General features: G+C 75.6%; 15 protein-coding genes and 1 pseudogene. 3 read left to right on the plus strand and 13 right to left on the minus strand.

What is annotated here, in order from left to right; all coding sequences use genetic code 11:
• Window positions 1-2: 2 nt before the first annotated feature.
• From ACFYMO_RS07595 to ACFYMO_RS07655, 13 genes and pseudogenes are all read right to left on the minus strand, one after another.
• A complete protein-coding gene (locus ACFYMO_RS07595) occupies window positions 3-230 on the minus strand; it encodes an acyl carrier protein (protein WP_366772208.1) in 228 nt (75 codons plus the stop codon).
• Complete coding sequence (locus ACFYMO_RS07600; RefSeq protein ID WP_388544940.1) at window positions 209-2,257, minus strand: HAD-IIIC family phosphatase; 2,049 nt, start codon at window positions 2,255-2,257, stop codon at window positions 209-211. Before ACFYMO_RS07600 ends, ACFYMO_RS07595 begins: the two co-directional genes overlap by 22 nt.
• Window positions 2,250-3,308 carry a 3-oxoacyl-ACP synthase III family protein gene (locus ACFYMO_RS07605; protein WP_366772206.1) on the minus strand — a complete coding sequence of 353 codons (1,059 nt, stop codon included), beginning with the start codon at window positions 3,306-3,308 and terminating at the stop codon, window positions 2,250-2,252. Before ACFYMO_RS07605 ends, ACFYMO_RS07600 begins: the two co-directional genes overlap by 8 nt.
• Complete coding sequence (locus tag ACFYMO_RS07610) at window positions 3,305-6,571, minus strand: beta-ketoacyl synthase N-terminal-like domain-containing protein (protein WP_366772205.1); 3,267 nt, start codon at window positions 6,569-6,571, stop codon at window positions 3,305-3,307. The genes ACFYMO_RS07605 and ACFYMO_RS07610 overlap by 4 nt, the downstream gene beginning before the upstream one ends.
• Before the next feature lie 2 nt (window positions 6,572-6,573).
• Window positions 6,574-6,942, minus strand: coding sequence for an acyl carrier protein (locus tag ACFYMO_RS07615; protein ID WP_366772204.1), 369 nt, complete (start codon window positions 6,940-6,942; stop codon window positions 6,574-6,576).
• A gap of 10 nt (window positions 6,943-6,952) precedes the next feature.
• On the minus strand, window positions 6,953-8,782 hold the full coding sequence (locus tag ACFYMO_RS07620; protein WP_366772203.1) for an acyl-CoA dehydrogenase family protein: 1,830 nt from the start codon (window positions 8,780-8,782) through the stop codon (window positions 6,953-6,955).
• Window positions 8,776-10,710, minus strand: a complete 1,935-nt coding sequence (locus tag ACFYMO_RS07625) for an acyl-CoA dehydrogenase (protein WP_388544944.1) — start codon at window positions 10,708-10,710, stop codon at window positions 8,776-8,778. Before ACFYMO_RS07625 ends, ACFYMO_RS07620 begins: the two co-directional genes overlap by 7 nt.
• Complete coding sequence (locus ACFYMO_RS07630) at window positions 10,707-12,524, minus strand: fatty acyl-AMP ligase (RefSeq protein WP_366772201.1); 1,818 nt, start codon at window positions 12,522-12,524, stop codon at window positions 10,707-10,709. Before ACFYMO_RS07630 ends, ACFYMO_RS07625 begins: the two co-directional genes overlap by 4 nt.
• 497 nt (window positions 12,525-13,021) lie before the next feature.
• Window positions 13,022-13,249 (minus strand): annotated as a pseudogene (locus tag ACFYMO_RS07635) (glycoside hydrolase family 15 protein); the annotation flags it as partial.
• A gap of 129 nt (window positions 13,250-13,378) precedes the next feature.
• Window positions 13,379-14,371 carry a thiopeptide-type bacteriocin biosynthesis protein gene (locus ACFYMO_RS07640; protein ID WP_388544947.1) on the minus strand — a complete coding sequence of 331 codons (993 nt, stop codon included), beginning with the start codon at window positions 14,369-14,371 and terminating at the stop codon, window positions 13,379-13,381.
• Window positions 14,372-14,690: 319 nt separating this feature from the next.
• The gene (locus tag ACFYMO_RS07645; RefSeq protein WP_366772279.1) at window positions 14,691-16,157 is read right to left on the minus strand and encodes a tetratricopeptide repeat protein; all 1,467 of its coding nucleotides are present in this window, start codon (window positions 16,155-16,157) and stop codon (window positions 14,691-14,693) included.
• 184 nt (window positions 16,158-16,341) lie between these two features.
• Window positions 16,342-17,331: a pentapeptide repeat-containing protein gene (locus ACFYMO_RS07650; RefSeq protein WP_366772199.1), complete on the minus strand. Its 990-nt coding sequence runs from the start codon at window positions 17,329-17,331 to the stop codon at window positions 16,342-16,344.
• Between the two features lie 161 nt (window positions 17,332-17,492).
• Complete coding sequence (locus ACFYMO_RS07655; RefSeq protein WP_366772198.1) at window positions 17,493-18,302, minus strand: SAM-dependent methyltransferase; 810 nt, start codon at window positions 18,300-18,302, stop codon at window positions 17,493-17,495.
• A gap of 218 nt (window positions 18,303-18,520) precedes the next feature.
• Here ACFYMO_RS07655 and ACFYMO_RS07660 point away from each other — a divergent pair, with 218 nt between their 5' ends.
• The 3 genes from ACFYMO_RS07660 (at window position 18,521) to ACFYMO_RS07670 (ending at window position 22,020) form a co-directional block, all read left to right on the plus strand.
• Window positions 18,521-18,916 (plus strand): helix-turn-helix transcriptional regulator, encoded by a 396-nt coding sequence (locus ACFYMO_RS07660; protein ID WP_366772197.1) that lies wholly within the window; start codon window positions 18,521-18,523, stop codon window positions 18,914-18,916.
• Between the two features lie 123 nt (window positions 18,917-19,039).
• Window positions 19,040-19,828 (plus strand): molybdate ABC transporter substrate-binding protein, encoded by a 789-nt coding sequence (modA, locus tag ACFYMO_RS07665; protein ID WP_366772196.1) that lies wholly within the window; start codon window positions 19,040-19,042, stop codon window positions 19,826-19,828.
• Between the two features lie 38 nt (window positions 19,829-19,866).
• A complete protein-coding gene (locus tag ACFYMO_RS07670) occupies window positions 19,867-22,020 on the plus strand; it encodes an ABC transporter permease (RefSeq protein WP_366772278.1) in 2,154 nt (717 codons plus the stop codon).
• The last annotated feature ends 155 nt before the right edge of the window (window positions 22,021-22,175 follow it).

Here is a 22,175-nt window from a genome sequence, read left to right on the forward strand (position 1 = left end):
GCTCACGCGGTCACCGCCGCCGACCAGATGTCGCGCAGGCTGCGCGCCTGCAGTACGGCGTCCACCGGCACCGGGCGGTCGAGTACCTGCTCCAGCAGCCCGATCAGCCGCAGCAGATGGACGGAGTCCCACCCGGCCAGCTCGGTCAGCTCCCGCTCGGCGTCGGCGGGTGCCAGCGCCGTGCCGAGGTGGGTGTTGGCGAGCTCGATCAGCTCCTCGACGGTGCGCATGCCCCCACCTCCGCCCCGTCCGCGGCCGGCTGTGCGGGCTCGCCGGTCAGCCGCAGCCGCAGCGTGACGTGTCCGGGGACCGGCGGGAGCGTCCGGAGCGGATGCTCGAACCGCACCTCGCCCGCGGCGCCGGTGTCCGCAGGGGTCTCCGTGCCGTCGTTGCGGTCGACCGCCGCCGCGGGGGTGGCCGGGCCGGTCGCGGTGCCGCTGCCGGGGTCGGCACCCGGGCCGCTGACGGTCCGGAAGCCGTGCCGGGGACAGAGCATCCGCACGGCCGCGTTGGCCCGGGTGGGGCGCCAGACGGCGTGCACGGCGGTCAGCCCGGCCTCCCGCGCCGCCGCCAGCAGTCCGCCCAGCACGGCCTCCTCGATACCGCGGCCCAGCACCCGGCAGCTCAGCAGCAGGTTCTCCACCCGCAGCCGGTCGCCGTCGATCCACGCGAAGACGGCACCGACCACGCCCTCGTCCCCGAACCGGTCGGCAGCCCGCACCGCCAGTACCGCCGCGCCGGGTGCGGCGGCCCGCTGCCGCACCTGCTCGGCGCCCAGCCGCTCCCCGGTCAGGTTGAAGCGGTTGGTGCGCAAGGTGAGCTGGGCCAGCCGGGCCAGTTCGTGCTCCCGGGCGGGCGAGACCTCCACCCGCAGCTCCAGGGTGCCGAGAAAGGCGCGGTGGTCGGCGGAGGCGGCCTCGGAGCTCGCCCGCACCGCGCGCCGCGCGTATCGCACCGGCCGCAGCCGGTCCTCGTCGGTGAGCGCCGGGGTGTCGAACCAGCCGTCCGCGAGCAGGCGTTCGGTGTGCATCGCGGGCTCCGCGTCCAGCTCGACCACGGCGGCGCCGGGCACTGCCGCACGCACGCTCTCCCGTTCGAAGGGCGTGTCGTCGGCGAAGACCACCGCCTCCGGTGCGAGACCCAGCCGCTCGGCGACGGTGCGCACGCCCTCGGCCTTGGAGCCCCAGTCGGCGACCACGGTCGCGAAGTCGTCCGGGCGCAGTGGGAACTCGGGGTGCTCGGCCAGGGCCCGGCGGACGGCGCCGGCGTCGTTCCGGCCGCAGACGGCGAGCAGCACACCCTGCGAGGCGAGCTGTTTCACGGTGCGCTGGAAGGCTCCGAAGGCCGAGCCGCGCAGCGTACCGGCCGCCGTGACGCCCTCGGGCCCGTCCTCGCCCAGCACGCCGTCCCACAGGGTGCCGTCCGGATCGAGCACCAGACACTTCTTGGCCTCGCCACGCAGCGCGCGGATCAGATGGGCGGCCTCGCGGGCGTAGTGGGCCAGCAGTTCGGCGGTGCAGTGCGCGTCGGCGTAGGCGCCCAGGCGCGGCTCGTCGGCGCGGACGCCCGCGCTGGTGACCGGCTCCAGGTCCAGGACGGCGAGGCCGGCGGACGGCCGGGCCATGTGCAGCAGGTCGGCGTTGAACTGCTTCCACAGACCGCTCAGTTCGGCGCGCTGGGTGAGGGAGGTGAGCTGGTGGGTGAAGCGGCGCAGCAGCGGCACGGTGTTCAGCACCAGGGTCGCTCCCCTCGGCGCGGCGGCCGCGTGCGCCTGGGCCAGCTCGCCGAGCACCTTGCGCCGGCGCTCCGCGGCGACGCTCACCTCGAGCGGCTGCCACGGCACCTCGACCTTGTCCCAGACGGTGAGCGGGTCCAGCACGCACAGGGTGACCTCGGGCGCGTGTGCGTACAGCGGAGAGCTCGGGTCGGCCAGGTCGCCCAGGTAGCCGCCGCTGCCGCACACCCGGGTGCGGGCCAGGACGCCGTGCCGGGCGAGCTGCGCGGTCAGCGCGGGCACCAGCTCCCCGACCGTGCCCCGCCCGGTGACGGCGACGCGGACGACGGGGGTGTCCGGGTGGTGGGCGAGCACCTCCTCGGGGTCGAGCGGGGCGAGCACCCGGCCGGCGAAGTCGAGCGTGTCCCGGTCGGCGGCGGCCAGCAGCTCCCGGACGGCCGGGTACTCGGCCGCGAGCCTGCCCCGGGCGTGCAGGGTGCGCAGCGCGGCGCCCGGGGCCGGTGCGGGGTCTCGGTCAGGCATCGGACGCCTCCACGGTGAAGCCGGCCCGGATCCACTTGCTGGACTCCACGGAGAGGACCAGGGCGCGCTGAGCGGGGGTGAGCAGCGGGAGCAGACGGTCGAGCTGGTGGAGGACCAGCGCGTTGCCGGTGTTGCCGGTCTCCGCGACACAGGAGACCGGCTCCCACTCGAGCCCGCGGCCCAGCTCACTCGTGATCCGCTCGGTCATCCGGCCGCCGAGCTGGGGCGGCAGCAGGTAGTCGACGCTCTCGGGGTCCCAGTCAGCCGCGGTCAGCAGCGCGTCCCGCAGTTCGCGGGCCAGCTCCGGCACCCGCTGCTCGACCGCTTTGTAGTCCTCGCTCACCGGGGTGCGGGGGGCCGTGCCGGACCGCAGATCCGCGGCGCCGAACCACTCGACACGCTGCCCCGGGGGGAGTCCGAACCCGGCCAGCCGGTGTTCGAGGTGGGTGAGCGCCGCCCGGGCGCCGGGCCGCGGCCTGCCGCTGACGACGGCCGCGCCCGCGCCGTCGCCGAACAGCACGTAGTTGACCAGCGCGGCCGGCGGGAGGTCCCGGAAGTCCTGGCCCAGATCCAGGTGCTTGCTGCACACGTCGCCGCCGACCACCAGCCCCAGTCCGGCCGGGCCGAGGGACAGCAGGGCGCGGGCCACGGCGAACGCCTGGACCGCGCCGCCGCACCCGGACTGGAGCTGGTAGGCGGCGGCGCCCCGGATGCCGAGCCGGTCGGCCAGCAGGGCCGCGGTGCTGGGCATCAGCGCGTCCGGGGTGGCGGTCGCCAGCACGATGAAGCCCACCTCGGACGGGTCCACACCGGCGTTGGCCAGGGCCCGGTCCGCCGCGTCGGTGCACAGGTCCTCCAGTGTCCAGCGCGCCCGGCCGGTGTCCAGGTCGACGGCGAAGTGCCGGGTCCGGGTGCCGATGAACGTCTCCACCCAGGCGGACGGGATGCCCAGGCGCTCGGCGAGCCGGTCGTTGCCCACCGGCTCGCCGGGCAACGCCGTCCCGGTGCCCAGCAGATGCACGGGCGGCGGGCACGCGCCCGGGGCACTCACACGGCCGCCGGTGCCGGCAGGCCGCGCAGATACGCGGCGAGGGAACCGATGCTCACCAGAGCGGCGATCATCTCGGGCAGCGACAGCTCGCCCAGCTCGGGAAAACGCACCTCCAGCCGGTACTTGAGCTCCATCAGCATCACCGAGTCGAAACCCAGGTCGTCGTAGAAGCGCACGTCCTCGCCGAGCTCCTCCGGCGCGCTGCCGGTGATCCCGGCCACCACGGCGCGGACCCCGGCGCCGAAGTCCGGCGGCGCCGCCGCACCGGGCGGCTCCGCGCCGGACGGCCGGGCACCGGACGGCTCCGCACCAGACAGCTGCCCGGACGCGCCGTGCGAGCCCGGGCCGGTGGCGGTGCCGCGGCCCGCGCCCGTGCCGGACTCGTCGGGATGCGCGCCCTTGCCGGGGTCGTCGAGGGCCGGGCCGGTGGGTGTGCCCGGGCCGGTGTCGGTTCCGGTGCTCGTCCCGGTGGCGGTGCGCGGGCCGGTGTCGTCGTCCGGGTCCGGGCCGGGCCCGGCGTGGTCGGCGTGCGGTACCCGCGCAGGGGCCGGGGGCGGCTGCCGCCAGGAGCGCCACCGGGTGGCGAAGACGTGCGGTGCCATCCGTACGGTGCGCCGGTCGGCGGCGGCGTACAGCCGCTCCCAGCGCGGGTCGAGGCCGTCCTCGTACAGCCGGGCCACCAGCGCGGCGAGGTCCCGGGGACCGGAGTCGGCGCCGCGGCAGGGGGTGAGCACCGGGAGACCGCGCGCGGCGCCGATCCGGCGCAGCACGGGCGCCAGTACGGGCTCCGGGCCGATCTCCACCAGGTGCGTGGGCGGATCGGCGCACAGCGAGCCGACGGCGTCCGCGAACCGGACGGTCGCCGTGATCTGCGCCGTCCAGTACGCGGCGTCCGGCGCGGCCCCTTCGGACAGCGGTGCGCCGTGCACCGTGGAGTGGAACGGGATGCGCGGCGGCGCGGCGGGCACCCCCTCGGCGGCGTCCGCGAAGGCGGCCAGCATCGGCTCCATCAGCGGCGAGTGGAAGGCGTGCACGACCGGCAGCGTGGTGCAGCCGAGGCCGCGCCGCCCCAGCCGCTCCCGGACCCGGGCCAGGCCCGCCAGGGTGCCGGAGAGCACGGTGGCGCCGGGAGCCTCGACGGCGGCGACCGCGCACCGCGGCTCGGCCTCGACGGCTGCCTGCGCCTCGGCGGCCGAGGCCCGGGTGGCGAGCATCCCGCCGCCTTCGGGCAGCGCCTCCAGCAGCGCGGCCCGCCGGGCCACCAGGCGGGCGGCGTCGGCCAGTTCCAGCCCTCCGGCGGCCACCGCGGCCGCGAACTCTCCGATGCCGTACCCGAGCACCGCGCAGGGCCGGACCCCCAGCTCCCGCAGGGCGGCGGCGAGCGCGTACTCGACGGCGAACAGCGCGGGCTGGGCGAGGCCGGTGCGGTGGACGCGGGCGCCGCGGGACAGCAGCAGTTCGTGCACCGGCTCACCCGTCCAGGGGCGCAGCGCGGCCGACGCCTCCCGCAGGAAGCCGCGGTAGAGGGGCGAGCCCGCGTACAGCGCGGCCGTCATACCGGGATGCTGGGAGCCGTGGCCGGAGAAGACGAAAGCCACCGTGGGCTCTTCGGACGGGGAGGTCCGGTCCGGTACGGCCTCCGCCGCGGCCCGCAGTTCCCCGGCCAGCTCCCGCGGGGTGCCGGCCACCGCGGCGAACCGGACCGGCCGTGCGGCCCGCACCCGGTTGCTCGTCCGGCACAGCGCCGCCACGTCCCGCCCCGGCAGGTCCTCGGCCGCGGCCGCCTGGACGCGGAGGTTGTCGCGCAGCGCGTCCGGGGTGTCGGCGGAGAGGGTGAACACCCCCACGGCGGACGGCTCTTCGGCCGCCGGTCGCGGGTGCGGCGGGTGCGGCGGCGGCCCCAGGACGAGGTGTGCGTTGGTGCCGCCCATGCCGAAGCTGGAGACGCCGACGCGGAGGCCGGCCCCGTGGGCGGCCAGCTCCAGCGGCTCGGTCAGCAGCTCCATCCGCCGCCGGGCCAGGCCCAGTCGCTCGTTCTCGGCGCCCGCGGCCGGTCCCGGCGGCACGATGCCGTGGTGCACCGCCAGCACCGCCTTCACCAGCCCCGCCATCCCCGCGGCGCCCTCGGTGTGGCCGACGGCGCTCTTCGCGGAGCCGACCGCGAGGGGCGCCGTGCGGGGGCCCTGCCGGGCGCCCAGCGCGTCGTCGAGAGCGAGCACTTCGATGAGGTCGCCGAGCGCGGTGCCGGTGCCGTGCGCCTCCACGTACCGGATCTGCCCGGGCTCGGCGCCCGCGCGCAGCCGCGCGGCGGTGACCACCTCCCGCTGCGCGGCGCGGTGCGGCGCCATGATGCCGTTGCTGCGGCCGTCCTGGTTGACGGCGCTGCCATGGAGCACGGCGTACACCGGGTCGCCGCGCCGCACCGCTTCGTCCAGCCTGCGCAGCACCAGTACGCCCACGCCCTCGCCGCGGCCGATGCCGTCGGCCGCGGCCGCGAACGGTTTGCACCGGCCGTCGGCCGCGGCGAGTCCGGCCTGCCGGTAGATCCGGTCCAGCGCGGTGCCGATGACGATGTTGACGCCGCAGGCCAGCGCCAGGTCGCACTCGTCGGCCCGCAGCGCGGCGCACGCCAGGTGCACGGCCACCAGCGACGAGGAACAGGCGGTGTCCACGGTGAGGCTGGGGCCGCGCAGGTCGAACTGGTAGGCGAGCCGGTTGGCCAGCATGGAGCGCCCGCTGCCGGTTCCGGTGCGCGGGGTGATCCCGGCCGGATCGGCCAGCGCCAGCCGGGCCCAGTCGTCGGACATCGCACCGACGTAACTGCCGGTGCGGCTGCCCGCCAGCCGGGACGGCGGCAGCCCGCTGTCCTCGACCGCCCGCCACGCGCACTGCAGCAGCAGCCGCTGCTGCGGGTCCATGGCGGTCGCCTCGGCGGTGGGGATGCCGAGGAATCCAGGGTCGAACGCGTCGGCGTCGGCCAGGAACGCGCCCGGCGCCGCGCCCCGGAAGCGGGAGGGCGGCGGGGCGCCGACGGCGTGCGCGGTGCCGTTCAGCAGCCGCCAGTACCCGGCCGGGTCGGGCGCCCCGGGAAAGGCGCAGTCCAGGCCGACCACGGCGACGGCCCGCGGGTTCGTCCCGGGCGCCCGGGCGCCGTTCGGGGCGTCCGGCTGCGGCGCGGCGTCCTGAACCGGGACGGTCTCCTCAAGCGGGACGGTCTCCTCAAGCGGGACGGCTTCCTGATGCGCGGCGTCCTGGTGCGGCATCGTCACACCTCCGCCGGTCCGTCGGCGCGGGTGGCGGGTCCGCCGCGCGCGTACTCGTCGGCCAGACAGCGGGCCAACGCCTCGACCGTCGGGTGGTCCCAGGCGACGGTGGGCTCCATGAAGAGCGCGAACTCGTCCTCGATGTCGCCGTAGAGGCTCAGTGCGGCCACGGAGTCCAGCCCGTACTCCGCGAAGGGTGTGCGCGGATCGATCTCCTCGGCAGGACGGCCCAGGAACTCCGCGAGGCGGTCGGTCAGCCACCGCGCGAACTCGCGCTCCCCCAGCTCCGCGGGGAGCGCCGCCCGGGTCGGGCCCGGCGGACGGCTCCCCGGCGGATCCGGGACCCGGGCCCCGGTCGGTTGCGGCATCATGGCATGCTCCTCAGCCGGCGAGCGGGGTGTCGTACAGGTCGTAGCTGCGTCCCTCGCGGTGGCGCGCGAGTACCTCGTCCAGCAGGTGCCCCTCCACCTCGGAGGGCAGCTCGGGCAGCGGGCGGCCGAGCCGCCTGACGAGCCGGGCGAGGGCGGCGGTCAGCCACCCGGGGCCGGCGAGGAAACCGGCACCGGCCGACTGCGGCCCGGGGCTCTTGGCGGAACCCGGGCGCCGGCCCCCGTCCGGGTCCCGGCCCTGCTGGCGCCACACTCCGAGGCAGGCGGCGGCCGCCAGCAGCAGCGCATAGCGGTCCGCGCCCGCGTAGGCGCGCGGGCTGGCCAGTACCGTGCGGTCCCTGGCGGGCATGGCCGCGCACTCCTCCTGGAGGGCGCGCAGCTCCGCCTCCAGCTCGCCCGCCAGCGCGGTCAGCGCCGGGCGGTAGGCGCCGGTGCGGGCGCCGTCGGCCGCCAGTTCCCCGGCGGCTCCCACCAGGGAGCAGGCCAGCGAGTCGGAGGTCGCCACGAGGGCGAGTCGCGCCGGGTCCAGCGGCGGCAGCGGGTCCCGGATCCGGAACAGCCCGTCGGGCGCGGGCGGGCCGCCGTCCCACGCGGTGCGGGCCAGCCGGGGCAGCTGCGGGATGATCGTCGCCTGGCAGGCGGCGGTGCCCGCATGGCCCAGGCTGATCATCGGCAGGTCCCGTACGTGCTTCTGGAAGGCCCCGTACGCGCCACCGCGCACATAGAAGTTGGCGCCCAGCACGACGGACAGGTCGTAGGTGGTCTCCGTCAGCAGCTTGGGCAGCAGATACTTGACGGCTGCCGCGTACACGCTGGTCTCGGCGGGCAGCAGATGGACGGCGCGGGTGGCGGCCAGCGCCAGGCAGTCGCAGATCAGCAGGTCGGTGAAGGCGCCGACGAGGGTGGCGCGGGCATGCGGAATCTCCAGCACCGAGCGGTTGTAGAGCTGCCGGTCGAGGGCGAAGCCCACCGCGGTGCGCAGGGCCGTGTCGCCCCCGCCCAGGATCATCGAGGGGACGACGCTGCGGGTGATCTGGAAGGATCTGAGCGCCAGTTCGACGCCGTCGCCCACCTCGCCGACGAGCGCGTCGCCACTGACGGGGCAGTCGGTGAACTCGATGCCCGCGTTCTGGCAGCCGCGCACCCCGACGGTGTGGTAGCGCGGCAGATAGCGCAGCCGTCCGGCGGGGAGGCCGTCCTTCTCGACCAGCAGCACGGAATGGCTGCGGCTGCCCGCGGCCTCGTCGGTCCGGCTGAAGAGGACGAGCGCCTCGGCCCGTACGACGTTGTTGATGACCTGCTTGACGCCGTCGAGCCGGAATCCGCCGTCGGCGGTGGGGGTGGCCCGGAACTCGTTCCGCACGAAGTCGTTGCCGTGCGCCAGTTCGTGGTACGCGATGGCCAGCCGGCCGCCGTTCAGCAGCAGTTCGGCGACCCGGCGGCGCTGCTCCTCGGTCCCGGCCGCCCAGACCGCCACGGCGGCCAGGAACGTGGTGGCGCCGTAGCCGAGGCCCAGGCTGGCGTCGCGCCGGAAGACGGTGCGCAGCACCCGGCCCAGGGTGTCCACCCGGTCGAGCCGGCCGCCCCGCTCCCGGGGCACGAACTCGGCGTTGAGCCGGAAGTCGGTGAGCACGTCCTCCGCTTCGGCGAGCAGCTCACCGCGCTCGTCGGCGGCCAGCAGGGCTGCGGTGCCCAGCGGGTTGTCCGGATCGTCCGGAGCGCCGAAGCGGCGTTCCAGGTCGGCGATCCGGTGCTGGATCCGGAGCTCCTCGTCGGCCCCGGTGGCCTCGCCCTCGGCCTTGCGCTCGGTCGGCGTCAGCATGGCGGTCCCTCCGCTGTGCGGCAGGGGAACAGCGAGAACAGCTCCCCCGCCGCGTACTGTGCGGCCATCCGTTCCAGCAGCCGCTCGTACAGCGGCTCCCGCGCCTCCTCCTCCACCCCCCGGGGACGCGGCAACGGCCCCGTACTGCCGGGTACAGCTTCCTCCAGCCCGCTCGAGAGCCGGTCCAGCACCGCATGGAGCCACAGCGGCGACGGTGCGGCCTTCCCCGCGCCGCCCCCGCCGTACCGCCACAGCCCCAGCGCGCAGGCGGCGGCCAGGCAGCCGCTGTAGCCGCGGGCCAGGTCGAAGCTCTCCACGGGCGCCCCGCCGGGCAGCAGCCGGGCCGCGCCCATCCGGGTGTGCAGTCCGCGGCAGGCGGCGGTGAGGGTCCGGGCCGCGCGCGCCGCGGGCACCAGCCGGACGTCGTCCGCGGCGGCGCGGACGAGCACCGCGGTACTGCCGGGAAGCGAGGCGGCCAGCGTGCTGCCGTGCCGGGCCAGCAGGCTCAGCGCCTCCGGCCGCAGCCGGGGCAGCGGCCGGTCCGCGGAGAAGGTGGCGGCCTCCCAGTCCCGGTGCCGGACCGCACCGCTTCCCGCCGGTGCCGCGAATCCGCGGGCCAGCGTGCGGAACTGGGCGGTGAGCGCGTACAGGTTCACCATCGTGTTGCCGTCGAAGATCCCCACGATGCGGTGGTCGCGCTCCAGTTTCTGGAAGCGCCCGTGCGCGTGGTGGTCGCTGAGGAACGCGCGCGCCCCCAGCACACCGCGCAGCCGCAGCAGGATCCGGTCCACCGTCGTGGGCACCAGGTACTTGGCCACCGCGGAGGTGACGCTCAGCTCTTCGGGCAGCGTGTGGATGCTGCGGGCCGCGACCAGGCTGAGTGCCTCGGCGGCCAGCAGGTCGGCGTAGCACTCCGCCAGCGTCCGCCGCACCAGGGGCAGGTCCAGCATCCGCCGCCCGTACAGTTCGCGCCCCGCGGCGAAGCCGTAGGCCAGCCGCAGCCCGTGGTCGGCGGCGCCCAGGGACAGCCCGGTGCACAGCGAGCGGGTGATCTGCAACGCCTTCAGCACGGTTTCGGGGCCCTCGCCCTCCCGGCCGATCAACCCGTCCCGGCCGACCGGCGCCGCGTCGAAGGCGATGCCGCTGATGTCGGCGCCGCGGATGCCCAGCGTGGGCACCTTGGGCAGCGGGCGCCAGGTGCCGTGCGGCAACCGGGTCTTGTCCACGAGCAGCAGGCTGAAGCCGCGCGGCCCGCCCTCCGGCGCGGTGCGGGCCAGCAGGCAGACCAGCCGGCCCCGGGTGGCGTTGTTGATCAGCCATTTCTCGCCGGTGATCCGGTAGCCCTCCGGTGCCGCCTCGGCGACGACCTCGCCCGCCATCAGGTCGCTGCCGTGGGCGCGTTCGGTGAGCCCGAGCGAGACCAGCTCCCCGGCGCGCACCAGGTCGGCCAGCCGCGCGGTCCCGGCGCTCTCCTCTGCGACCCAGACGCAGACGGCACCCAGGAAGGTCTTGCCGTGCGCCACGGCACTCGTCAGGTCCCGCCGGGCCAGGGCGCGGACCACTTCCAGGAGCTGCGGCAGTCCGGTGAGCGCGCCGCCGTACCGGGCGGGCACGTAGTAGTGCTGCACTCCGATGCGGTCGAGTGCGGCACAGGCGGCCGCCGGGAACTCCTCGGCGGCGTCCTGTCGGGCGGCGGCCGGGTAGCCGAGCGGGCCCGTACTGTCCTCGGGGTCGCCGAGCAGGGCGTCCAGACGTTCGGCCAGCGGCAGCCCCGCGGCAGGTTCCGGGTGGGCCGGTCCGGGTGCCGGCTCCGGCGGTTCCTCCGGTTCCTCCGCGGCCCCGGACGACGCTGCGGGTGCGGAAGCGGGGGGCGGGGGGCCTGCGGCGGACGGTCCACACTGCGGCGTCCGCCCGCGCACCACCGTCACCCTCGCTCCCGCGCGCCGCGGCGGCTGTCGGCCCGCGCGTCGGCCGCGGCCTCCACGAGCTTGCGCACCTCGGGCGCGACCACCTCGTGCAGCGGATGGATCTGGCCCTCCAGGAACATCTGCCGCATGGCGCGGCGCTGCAGTTTGCCGCTGGTGGTCCGGCGCACCGTGCCGGGGCGCACCAGCAGCACGTTCTCGGCGGCGACCTCGAACTCGCTGGCCACGCGCTGCTGCACGTCCGCCGCCAGGGACGCCAGCCGGGTGTCGTAGCTGCGGCTGGTGCGCACCTCCTGGACGACGACCACATGGTCGCGCTCCGACTCCACCGAGAACGCGGCGCTGGACCCGAAGAGGGCGCTGACCTGCTGCACGCTGCGCTCGATGTCCTGCGGGTACAGATTGCGCCCCGAGACGATCATGATGTCCTTGAGCCGTCCGGTGACGAACAGCTCCCCGCCCTCCCGCACTCCCAGGTCCCCGGTGCGCAGAAAGCCGTCGGTGCCGTCGGCCAGGGTGGCGCGGAAGGCGTGCGCATTGTCCAGCGGCCGGTTCCAGTAGCCGTGCGCCACGCTCTCCCCGCGCACCCAGATCTCACCGACCCGGCGGTCCGGCAGCGGCGCGTGGCTCTCCGGGTCCACGATCCGCACCTCGCAGCCACGCGGGATGCCCGAGCTGACCAGGGTGCGGCTCGGCCTGCCCGGCCGCGCCGCGCGCACGGTGTGATGCTCCAGGTCGGCGCTGTCCACGGTGCGCTCCAGCGCCGGCGCTCCGGGCGACCCGCCGGAGACCAGCAGCGTGGCCTCGGCCAGCCCGTAGCAGGGGTAGAACGCCTCGCGGCGGAAGCCGGTGGACGCGAACCGCTCGGCGAACGCGTCCATGGTCTCGGCGCGCACCGGCTCGGCGCCGTTGACGGCCGTCGTCCAGCGGGAGAGGTCCAGTCCCGCCGACTGCTCGTCGGTGACGCGGCGCAGACACAGGTCGTAGCCCAGATTCGGACCCCCGCCGGTGGTGATGCCGTAGGTGTCGATCATCCGCAGCCAGTTGACCGGGCGTTTGACGAAGCTGATCGGCGGCAGCAGCACGCCTCTGCTGCCCAGCCACAGCGGGTGCAGCAGGTGGCCCGCCAGGCCCATGTCGTGGTGGAACGGCAGCCAGCCGCCGACCACCGAGTCCGCCGTGGTCCGCATCCCCTGCTGGATGGCCTCCTGGTTGGCGAGCAGATTGCGGTGCGTCACCATGACGCCCTTGGGATCGCTGACCGACCCGGAGGTGTACTGCAGGTAGGCGACATCGTCGGGGAACAGCCCGGGCTCGTGCCACTGCGGCTCGCCGCCGCCGGCCTCCGAGGCGCCCGCCGCACCGGCCACCGCCCGGTCGGTGGCCAGGCAGACCACCTCGGGGTGACCGATGGAGGCCAGCAGCTGGGAGACCGCGGAGGCGTTGGCCGAGTCCGTCATCAGATAGCTGACGGCGGCGTCCTTGATGATGTTGGCGACCCGCTCCACGTTCTGCCGGGCGCCACCGGGCGGCGGCGCCGGGACGGCCACCGCTCCGGCGAACAGGCAGCCGAGGAAACTGGTGACGAACTGGGCGCCGTCGGTGTGCAGGATCAGCACCCGCTGGCCGTGGCAGCCGCGCGCCTGGAGCCAGGCGGCCAGACGCAGGGAGCGCGCGCCCACCTCCCCGTAGCTGAGGGAGTCGGCCTCGAGCCGGTCGTCGTGCCCGGCCCGGACGAACTGGTAGGCGGTCGCGTCGGGCCGCTCGTGGATCCTGCGCAGTGCGAGTTGCGTGAAGTTCCTGGGCACAGCAATCATCGCCCCCATAGCCCCGTTGGCGACCCGCCCGACGGGCGGGCCTTTGCAGACGACCGCGAACGTGTCATCTCTGGCGAGAGCTTGACGTGGTCTTCTCAAGTCCCCCTTTATTCGCCGTGGACCGGGCCTGTTCCTCCTCTTCCTGCTCCGTCACGTCGAAGTGCGGCACCACCCAGATCAGTCCGTACGTGGACAGCGCCCGCCACACCGCCGCCAACACCTTGCGCATCCACACCGTGGCCTCCCGGATTCCGAAACGGGCGCCCAGGATGCGCGCGCCCGCTCGACGACGGCTCCAGAAATCCGCAGCACCCGCGCCGCCCCACCGGGCGCACACCGCCCACCGAAACGACTCCGGCACTGCGCCCGCCCGGCCAGTCGTGCGCACACCCGGCCCAGGCGGGTCAGTTCCCAGGACCCGGCCGGGCCTCCCCACCCCGGAGCGCGCCGTCACGTGCCGATCCGCATCGAGCCGGAGCGCCGCGTCGACGAGGGGGCGGCACGACCTTGCCGTAGCTGAACCTCATCCGCGGCGCCGAAGTCATCCGCACCCGCCCCGAAACCCCTTCCACGATCCGCACCAGGCAGGGTGCGGCACGGCGGCAGTACGGCATGAAGTCGACGACGCGCACGGTGCCCTGCGGGGTGTCCCTCTCGGTCTCCAGCACCAGAACGTCCTCCTCGCTCGGTGTCGCCACCCGGCCTCCCCCGAACCGCCTGCGATTCCACGGCCCCACAGCACAGAGCGTCGCCGTGGAGCACCGCTGGAGCGCCGCTGGGGTGCGGTCGCCGCTCACCGGTGCGGCCCGCGGGAGAGGAGGGGGGAGGCCGGGGCGCCCGGTGCCGGGGCCGGGTCAGCGGCGGGGTGGCGGAGCCGCGTGCGGGACGCCTTCCTCGGCCGCCAGTACATGGGTGAGCAGTCGCTGGCGGGCCGGGGAGAGCCGGCCCCGGTTCCAGTGCGAGGCGGTGAAGCAGGCCGCGGCCGTCCGGGGCCCGACGGTGGCCCGGCCCGCCTCGAAGTACCCGTCCCGCCAGCGGGCCGCCATCTTGCGCACCGCCTCGGCGTGCCGGGCCAGCGCCGCGCGGTGCTCCTCGGGGAAGGCGTGCAGCGCCTCTTCGCGCGGGATGCGCCAGTACGTGGCGATACGGGAGGCGGCCTGCTCCCGTGCCGCCCGGGCGCCGCCCGCCGCGAAGCCTCCGGGGCCGGGTCCCGTCTGGCGGCTCAGCGCGTGCCACACCCCGCGGTGCTCCCGGCCGACGATGCCCAGCCCGGCGAAGAGCTCGCGCAGGATCAGCAGCGAGTGCCGCCAGGCCGCGGACCGGTCCTCCCCGCCGGGGTGCCGGGCGTGGTGGTCCAGCCAGGCGAAGGAGTCGATGCTGAAGAGATCGTGCGCGTAGGGCATCGAGGCCGGACCGCCGAACAGATAGTGCTCGTGTTCGTAGACCACCGGCACCGGCCGGGTACGCGCTCCCTGGCACCGTGCGAACCGGTGCAGCAGCGCGGTGCGCAGCTCGGCGGCGTCCTGCGGCCCGAACGCCTGGAAGCGCACCCGGACCGCGGGGTCCTGGTGTGTGAAGAAGAAGTTCCGCGCCCGTTCGGCGCCCAGGAACTCCCTTGCCACCACGCCGAGTTCGGCGCAGAACTCGGCCCGGGCCCGCGCGTCCCGCGCCACGGTCAGATTGACCTGCGCCCAGGGCGCCCCGGCCCCGGCATCCCGGGCGGCGGCGAGCCCGGCGGTGATCCCCGCCGACAGCGCCGCGCGCCCCCGCGACCGCAGCTCCCGAAGCCGTCCCACGACCGCGGGCCGGGCCCGCACCGGACGCAGCAGATACCAACCCTCGGGCAATTCCCGCCCCCTTCACCGGTGACCGCGCCACCCGCGATCAGTCCTGGGAGGGAGGTGCCCGCCCTCGGGAGCATCCAACGACCGCCCCCTGCTCTTCATATGACCGGCAGTTGTACGCCGGTGCGGAGCGACGGAGTTGCGAGCGCCGGAGCGTTCGCAGTACCCGACCGCGGCGCGGGCGGCGCCCGACACCGGTGTCAGGCGCCCGAAGCAGGCGCGAGCGCTCGCCGCCGCCGGCACACCCCACGCAAGCGAGGTCGACCGACGCAGCCGAGAGCACCGGACGCGGGCGAGAGCACCCGTCACAACAGAGAACGCCTCAGTGCGTCTCCACGCCGGGGACGGCGCCTTCGGCGGCCGCGGGCCCGGGGTCCTGTGTGCTGCTCCTGCCGGGTGCTGCCAGGGCGGCGGCCCGTTCGCGTGCGGTGGCCGCCAGGGCCGCCCGGCCGACCGCATCGGCGAGCCGGGCCTGGCCGAGCCAGTTGTAGGGGCTGGTGGGGCGCAGGGCGAGGCGTTCGCTCAGCAGGGTGCGGGCCAGGTCCAGCCGCCGGGCGCGCAGCGCCGCCTCCAGAAGGGTGCGCTGCACCGCGTCCCGCTGCGCATGGCTGCCGCCGAACACCGCGAACCGGCCGCGCAACGGGAAGAGCAGGTCGACGGCGTCCTCGTACCGCTCCTGGGCGAAGGCGAGGAGCGCCCGGCAGACCGGCAGCCCGATCTCGGCCGTCATGGCGTGGTTGGTGACGCCCGGATGGGGGCGTGCCGCCCACTCCTCGCGGTCGGCCAGCAGGGCCTCGGTTTCCCGCAGCCGCCCCGCGCCGAGGTAGGCCATGACGGCGTGGGTGTCGTTGAAGGCGTAGTGCGGTCCGTCGCCGCGGGCGGCCCAGGCATCCGCCAGCGGGGTCCACCGGTCCCCGACCGCCGAGCGGGCGTCGTCGCCTCCCAGGTGGAACCGCCACAGCAGGGCGGAGGCGTCCAGCAGTTCGAGGGCGAGGCCGCTGGCGACCGCGGGGTCGAGCGCGGCGTCGTAGATCTCCAGCACCCGGCGCGTGTCACCCGCCTCCAGCGCGTAGAGGGCATAGTGCCACCAGTTGTGCACCGCCATCATGTTGCCGGCGCCCCAGTCCCGTGTGCGGGCGTCGAGAAACCGGATGCCTTCCGCGAACCTGCCCTGCATCTCCAGGGTGTGCACGACGGCGTGGATGCCCCATACGTCGCCCGGCTGCCGCTCAACTGCCGCCCGGGCGGTCTCCTCGGCCCGGGCGTAGTGGCCGGACTCCTCCAGTCCGAAGCCGAGCATGCCCAGCAGCGGGCCGTAGTGCGGATCCTTCTCGTCCCAGGCCGTCAGCGCGCCGGCGATCCGGTCGCGCAGCGCGGCTGCGTTCCCGGTGAAGAAGTCGATCTGGTGTCCGACGGCCAGCGCCAGGGCGTCCCGGGGCCAGGCGACGGCGATCTCGCGCAGCACCGCGCCGGCCCGCGCGATGTTGCCGTCCAGCCAGGCGGCAGCGGCGGTCAGATGCGCCTGTTCGCGTGCGGTGCGGGCCCCGTCGTCCGCCGCGGCCCGGAACCGCGCGAACTCCTGGCGGGCCGCGGCCGCCTGGCTCTGCTCGGTGCCGAGCAGCCCGAGGTACGCGGCGAACGCCTGGCCCAGCGGCGCGCCGGGCGCCAGCCGGCGCAGCTCCGCGACGGACTCCGCGACATCGCCGCGGAAGAAGAGCAGCGAGTCGACGGCGCTCTCGTACCAGGTGGCCGCAGCGTCACCCGCATCGCCGCTGCCGAGGCCGCTCATCTCCAGCCCGTGCCGGTCCCGGCGCCCGAAGGGGCGGCCCCCGCCGGGAGCCCCGTTCACTCCGTGCGCGCGGGAGGAGACCGCTGTGCGCGCGTCGCCCGCTGCCGCCTCGCGCTGTACGGCGTCAGCCGGCACCACGCCAGCTTGTACGGGGTCAGTCGGCACAGCGTCAGCCGGTGCCGCGTCAGCCGGTGCGGCCCCCGGGGCCTCCGGCGCCGTGGCCGCCGTCCGGCCCGCCTCCGCCCTTCCGTCCGCCGCGTCCCCCACGTCCGGTCCGCCGCCCATTGCCGCTCCTCCCGCCGAGACCGCCGCCCCCACCGACCGGGGCGGCCTTCCCCCGCGGCATACCCCGTGCCTGCCGCGGTGCCTCGTGCCGCGCGGGTGAAGATCCGGACGGCCAGTGGACGGGGCGGGTCAGTGCGCCGGGGACGGTGGTGGTCCCGTCGCCGTACGCCGCGTTCAGCTGCGGCTGGGTCAGGAAGAGCGCGCCGGCCAGGTCGGCGCCCCGCAGATCGGCGTCACGCAGGTCGGCGCCCAGCAGGTCGGCCCGGTGCAGATCGGCTCCGCTCAGGTCGGCGGCGATCAGGAGTGCGCCGCGCAGTGTGGCTCCGCGCAGCTGCCCGTCCCGCAGCCGCGCGCCCGCCAGGTCGGCGCGCCGCAGGTCGCGGCCGCCGAGGCCGTGCCGGACCCGCTCGCTGACCTCTTCGAGCACCGGCCCCACCCGTGCCCGCCAGGCGGCCACGTCCACGCCGCGCAGCCGCGCGGTGTCCCCGTCGACCAGCGCCTCGATCTCCGCGATCAGCGGGCGTGCCGCGGCGCCGTGCCCGGTGGCCTCGGCCTCGGTGAGCAGCCACAGCAGTTCGTGCAGCGGTCTCGTCACCCGGAAGACGGCGAACATCTCCGCTCCCGGCGTCAGCCCGGGCCGCGCGGTCACCCGCTGCCCGGCCCCGTAGCAGTCGAAGACGGCGCAGCCGGTGAAGCCGCTCTCGCGCAGTCCCGCGTGGATCGAGCACCGGTTCTCCGCCGTCAGATGGGTGCACCGCTGTCCGGCCGGTTTGTCGGCGGCGAAGTCCGCCGACGCGGTGAACGGCAGTGCCACACAGCACAGCCCCGCGCACCGTTCGCAGTCGGCCCGCAGCCGCTGCCCGCTCCCCTGGCCTCCGGACCCGTCCATCCCTCCAATCTAGCCCCTCCCGGGAGGGATCGAGCACGTCCGGGGGGTCGGGGAAATCGAGGGATCGGAGGCTCAGGGACCGGAGGGCCAACGGACCGGAGGATCAGCGGGGCGGGGGCGCAGGGGATCGTGCCGGAACGGGTCCCGCGCCGGAGCACCGGTCAGGGCTTGCGGGCCACGGCGCCGAACTGGGCGACGCTCTTCTCGTCCTCCGCCGCGTGTCCGGGACGCCAGCGCGCGCACGAGACGATTCCGGGCGCCAGCAGCTCCAGCCCCTGGAAGAAGCGGGCGACCTCGGCGCGGGTGCGGGCGGTGATGGGAGGCGTGGCGTTCTCGTTCCAGAACTCCATCGCCTCGACGTTTGCCTCACCGCCCAGTTCGAGCGTGGGATGGGTGAGGGCCAGATAGCTGCCGGAGGGCACGGCCGACATCAGGGTCCGCACGACCTGCACGGCCTCGTCCGTGTCGGCGACGAAGTTGAGGACGCCCAGCAGTATGACGGCGACCGGCCGGGTGAGGTCCAGGGTGTCCTCGGCGGCGTCCAGGATCGCCCGGGGCTGGTGGACGTCGGCCGCGATGTAGTCCGTCACGCCCTCCGGGGAGCCGACGAGGAGGGCGCGGGCGTGGGTGAGGACGGTGGGGTCGTTGTCGACGTAGACGATCCGCGCTGTGGGCGCCGTCCGCTGCGCCACCTGGTGGGTGTTGTCCGCCGTGGGCAGGCCGGTGCCGATGTCGAGGAACTGGCGGATGCCCGCGTCGCCCGCCAGGTACCGCACGGCGCGGCCGAGGAAGGCGCGGTCCGCGCGGGCCACCTCGCGGATGCTGGGATACATGGTGGTGATGTGGTCGCCGACCTGCTGGTCGACGTCGTAGTAGTCCTTGCCGCCCAGCCAGTAGTTCCACACCCTGGCGTTCTGCGCGACGTGCGCGACAGGGGGCGGCTCTCCCGGCGGGTCACTGCGTTCGCTCACGTCGGCGCCCTCCACTCGACGGCTGCACTGAAGCTGTCACCGAGTCTAGGCCGCCCCGCCGGTACTCCGGCAGTGCAGCGCCGCGGAAGACCCCGTCGGCCTCTCCCGGCCGGGAGAGGCCGACGGGTTGGCACTTCCTCCAGCCAGGTCTGGCAGATGCTATAGGAACAGCGCTCACGCATTGCAGATGCGAGCACAGAACCCATACGTTGACGCACATGCAGTCGTACACCATCGGGCAGGCCGCACGCCTGCTCGGCGTCAGTCCGGACACGGCCCGACGCTGGGCGGACGCCGGGCGGGTCGCCACCCACCGCGACGAGAGCGGGCGCCGGGTGATCCAGGGGCGCGATCTGGCGGCCTTCTCGGTCGCCCTCGGCCAGCACACCGGCGACGACGAGGAGACGCCCTACACCTCGGCCCGCAACGCGTTCCCGGGCATCGTCACGGCCATCAAGCTGGGCGACGTCGCGGCACAGGTCGAGATCCAGGCGGGGCCGCACCGGCTGGTCTCGCTGCTGACCCGGGAGGCCGTGGAGGAGCTGGGGCTGGAGGTCGGCATGCAGGCCACCGCCCGGGTGAAGTCGACGAACGTGCACATCGACCGCCCCTGAGCGCTGCGGGCGCAGCCGCCGTCCAGGCCGCGCCCGCAGCCCCTCCGCCCGCGTCCGCCACCCACATACCGTCCCCGTCCGTTCCGCCGCATGCGCCGCACGCGCCGCATCAGGAGTCGCCGTATGCCCTCAGCCGCCTTCCCCGCCCCGACACCCCGCCGGGCACTCGCCGCGCTCGGCGCCGCCGCCCTGCTCCTCCCCCTCGCCGCGTGCGGCGACGACAGCGCCGACAGCAGCGGCGCCGGGAAGACCGAGCTGACGGTACTCGGCGCCGCGTCCCTCACCGATGCCTTCAAGGCCGCGGGCAAGGCGTACGAGAAGGAGCACCCCGGCACCCGGGTGAAGTTCTCCTTCGCCGGTTCGCAGGCGCTGGCGGCGCAGGTCGAGCAGGGCGTGCCGGCGGACGTGCTGGCCACCGCGGACACCACCACCATGCGCGGCGTGCGCAGCGAGACCGGCAAGCCCGCGGTCTTCGCCAGGAATCGGCTGGTCATCGCGACGGGCGAGGGCAACCCGAAGAAGGTGAAGGGCCTGGAGGACCTGACCGACAGCTCGCTCAAGGTCGTGCTGGCCGCGCCCGAGGTGCCCGTCGGGCGCTACGGCAAGCAGGTGCTGGAGGCCCGGAAGCTGAAAGTCGAGCCCGTCTCGCAGGAGCCGGACGTGCGGGCCGTGCTCAGCAAGGTGGAACTGGGCGAGGCGGACGCCGGACTGGTCTACAGGACCGACGCGGCCACGGTGCCCGGGAAGGTCGACGCCGTCGACATACCCGACCGGCAGAACGCCATCGCCTCCTATCCCGCCGCCACCCTGAAGAGTTCCGAACACCGCAAGGAGGCGGCGGCGTTCGTCCACTGGCTGAGCACTCCACCGGCGCAGAAGCTGCTGCGCAAGGCCGGATTCCAGCACCCGTGACCGGCTCGTCCGCGCCCCGGCACGGCCCGCACCCGCCCGTGTCGGCGCCCGGCCCGCGTCCGGGCCGGCGTCCGCGCAGCGGCAGGCGCCGCACCGGGACCCGGGCGCCGCTCGCGCTGGCGGTGCCGGCGCTGCTGGCGACGGGGTTCCTGCTGGTGCCGCTGCTCGGCATCCTGGCGCGCACGGAGTGGGGGGCGCTCGGCTCCCATCTGGGCAGCGAGGGCGTCACCGAGGCGGTGCGGCTCTCGCTGCTGGTCTCCTTCGGCGCGCTCGCGCTCTCCCTGGTGCTGGGTGTGCCGCTGGCCTGGCTGCTGGCGCGGGTGGACTTCCCGGGCAAGGCCCTGGTGCGGTCGCTGGTGCTGCTGCCGATGGTGCTGCCGCCGACCGTGGGCGGAGTGGCGCTGCTGCTCGGCTTCGGACGGCGGGGGCTGCTGGGCCCCTGGCTGGAGGACTCTTTCGGCGTCGTCCTGCCCTTCCACACCTCGGGCGCGGTGGTCGCGGCGACGTTCGTGTCGATGCCGTTCCTGGTGATCAGCCTGGAGGGGACCCTCGCGGGGCTGCGGCCCGCCTACGAGGAGACGGCCGCCTCGCTGGGGGCCGGGCCGCTGCGGGTGTTCGGCACCGTGACGCTGCCGCTGGTGGCCCCCGGGCTGGCCGCCGGGGCGGCACTGACCTGGGCCCGGGCGCTGGGCGAGTTCGGGGCGACGATCACCTTCGCGGGGAATCTGCCGGAGTCGACGCAGACCCTGCCGCTCCAGGTGTACCTGCTGCTGCAGAACGAGCCGGAGGCGGCGACCTCGGTCTCGCTGCTGCTGCTCGCCCTCGCCATGGCGGTGCTGGTCGGGTTGCGCGGCCGCTGGACCGGCGCCGGCGGCTCCCCCCGCGCGGACGGAAGGCGCCGCCGCCTCCCGGGGCGGCGGGATGAGCCGGCACAGGACGCGCCGCAGGCCGCACCGGCCCCCGGCAGCACGACCCCACCCGGCACCGGCACTCCCGGGCCCGGCGTCCCCGGGGCCCGCGTACCGGGTGACCTCCCGGACCCCGGCGTCCGCGGCGGGAACTGGCCGCTGCACGCCCGGGTCACCGGGTTCACCGAACTCACGCTGGAGGCCGCGCCCGGCACCACGGTGGCGGTCGTCGGCCCCAACGGAGCGGGCAAGACGACACTGCTGCGGGCTCTCCTCGGCCTGACCCCGCGCGCCCGCGCCGAACTGGCACTCGGCGACGGCGAAGTCGGCTCGCTGCCCCCGCACCGGCGCGGGGTGGCCTGGGTCCCGCAGGACGGCGCGCTCTTCCCGCATCTGACCGCGCTGTCGAACACGGCCTACGGGCTGCGCGCACAGGGCGCGGGCCGCGCCGAGGCACGCCGCCAGGCACAGGAGTGGCTGTCGCGGCTGGGGGTCGGACATCTGGCGCACCGCAGACCGGGCCAGCTCTCCGGCGGGCAGGCGGGCCGGGTGGCGCTGGCCCGCGCGCTGGCGGCCCGGCCCCGGCTGCTGCTGCTCGACGAGCCGCTGGCCGCACTCGACCAGACGACGCGCGCCCAGGTGCGGCACACGCTGCGCGGCCATCTCTCCGGTTTCGGCGGGGTGTGCATGCTGGTCACGCACGATCCGGTGGAGGCGGTCTCGCTGGCCGACCGGGTCCTGGTGCTGGAGGACGGCCGGGCTCTCCAGGACGCTCCGCCCGTCGAGGTCACCCGGCATCCGCGTTCGCCGTGGGTGGCACGGATGCTGGGCCGCAACGCGCTGCCGGGGACCGGCGCGGGCGGCAGCACCCTGGACCTGGACGACGGGGGCACCCTGGTGGCCGCGGACCCGGTGCCCGAGGGCGCTGCCGTCCTGGCGGTCATCGCCCCCGAGGCGGTCGCCCTGCACCGCGAGCGGCCGCGCGGCAGCCCCCGCAACGTACGGCGCGGAACGGTACGCGAGATCACCGCGGTCGGCAGCCGGCTGCGGGTGCTGGTGGCGGCGGAGCCCGGTCCGGGCGGCACGGCAGCCGAGGGCGGCCCGGCGGCGGAGGACGACCCGGCAGCCGGTCCGGCAACCCACCCAGCGGCCGGCGCGGCAGCCGGCGGCCCGGACCTGGTGGCCGAGATCACCGCGGAGGCCGCGGCCGAACTCGGGCTCGCGGACGGCACCGAGGTGTTCACCAGCGTCAAGGCCACGGAGATCACCCTCGTGGAGCGGTGACCCGCGGCCCGGCGGGTAGGCGGCCCGGCAGGAGCGGACGGCGCGAACAGACGGCGGGCGGCCGGCGGTCCGCTGGGGGACGGCCGGCGGCGGGGCGGCGGGCTCCAGTCTCCGCCGCCCCGTTCGGGATAATGACCGGGACCGCGCGGCGGTCG

It is taken from the genome of Streptomyces sp. NPDC007025 (assembly GCF_042869455.1).
Taxonomy (GTDB): Bacteria; Actinomycetota; Actinomycetes; order Streptomycetales; family Streptomycetaceae; genus Streptomyces.

Coding starts and splice junctions, on each gene's coding strand:
- ACFYMO_RS07620 (WP_366772203.1), bottom strand. CDS start 8,782: ATGCTGACGCCGACCGAGCGCAAGGCCGAGGGCGAGGCCACCGGGGCC.
- ACFYMO_RS07660 (WP_366772197.1), top strand. CDS start 18,521: ATGCAGTCGTACACCATCGGGCAGGCCGCACGCCTGCTCGGCGTCAGT.
- ACFYMO_RS07645 (WP_366772279.1), bottom strand. CDS start 16,157: ATGAGCGGCCTCGGCAGCGGCGATGCGGGTGACGCTGCGGCCACCTGG.
- ACFYMO_RS07615 (WP_366772204.1), bottom strand. CDS start 6,942: ATGATGCCGCAACCGACCGGGGCCCGGGTCCCGGATCCGCCGGGGAGC.
- ACFYMO_RS07650 (WP_366772199.1), bottom strand. CDS start 17,331: ATGGACGGGTCCGGAGGCCAGGGGAGCGGGCAGCGGCTGCGGGCCGAC.
- ACFYMO_RS07595 (WP_366772208.1), bottom strand. CDS start 230: ATGCGCACCGTCGAGGAGCTGATCGAGCTCGCCAACACCCACCTCGGC.
- ACFYMO_RS07630 (WP_366772201.1), bottom strand. CDS start 12,524: ATGATTGCTGTGCCCAGGAACTTCACGCAACTCGCACTGCGCAGGATC.
- modA (WP_366772196.1), top strand. CDS start 19,040: ATGCCCTCAGCCGCCTTCCCCGCCCCGACACCCCGCCGGGCACTCGCC.
- ACFYMO_RS07610 (WP_366772205.1), bottom strand. CDS start 6,571: ATGCCGCACCAGGACGCCGCGCATCAGGAAGCCGTCCCGCTTGAGGAG.
- ACFYMO_RS07600 (WP_388544940.1), bottom strand. CDS start 2,257: ATGCCTGACCGAGACCCCGCACCGGCCCCGGGCGCCGCGCTGCGCACC.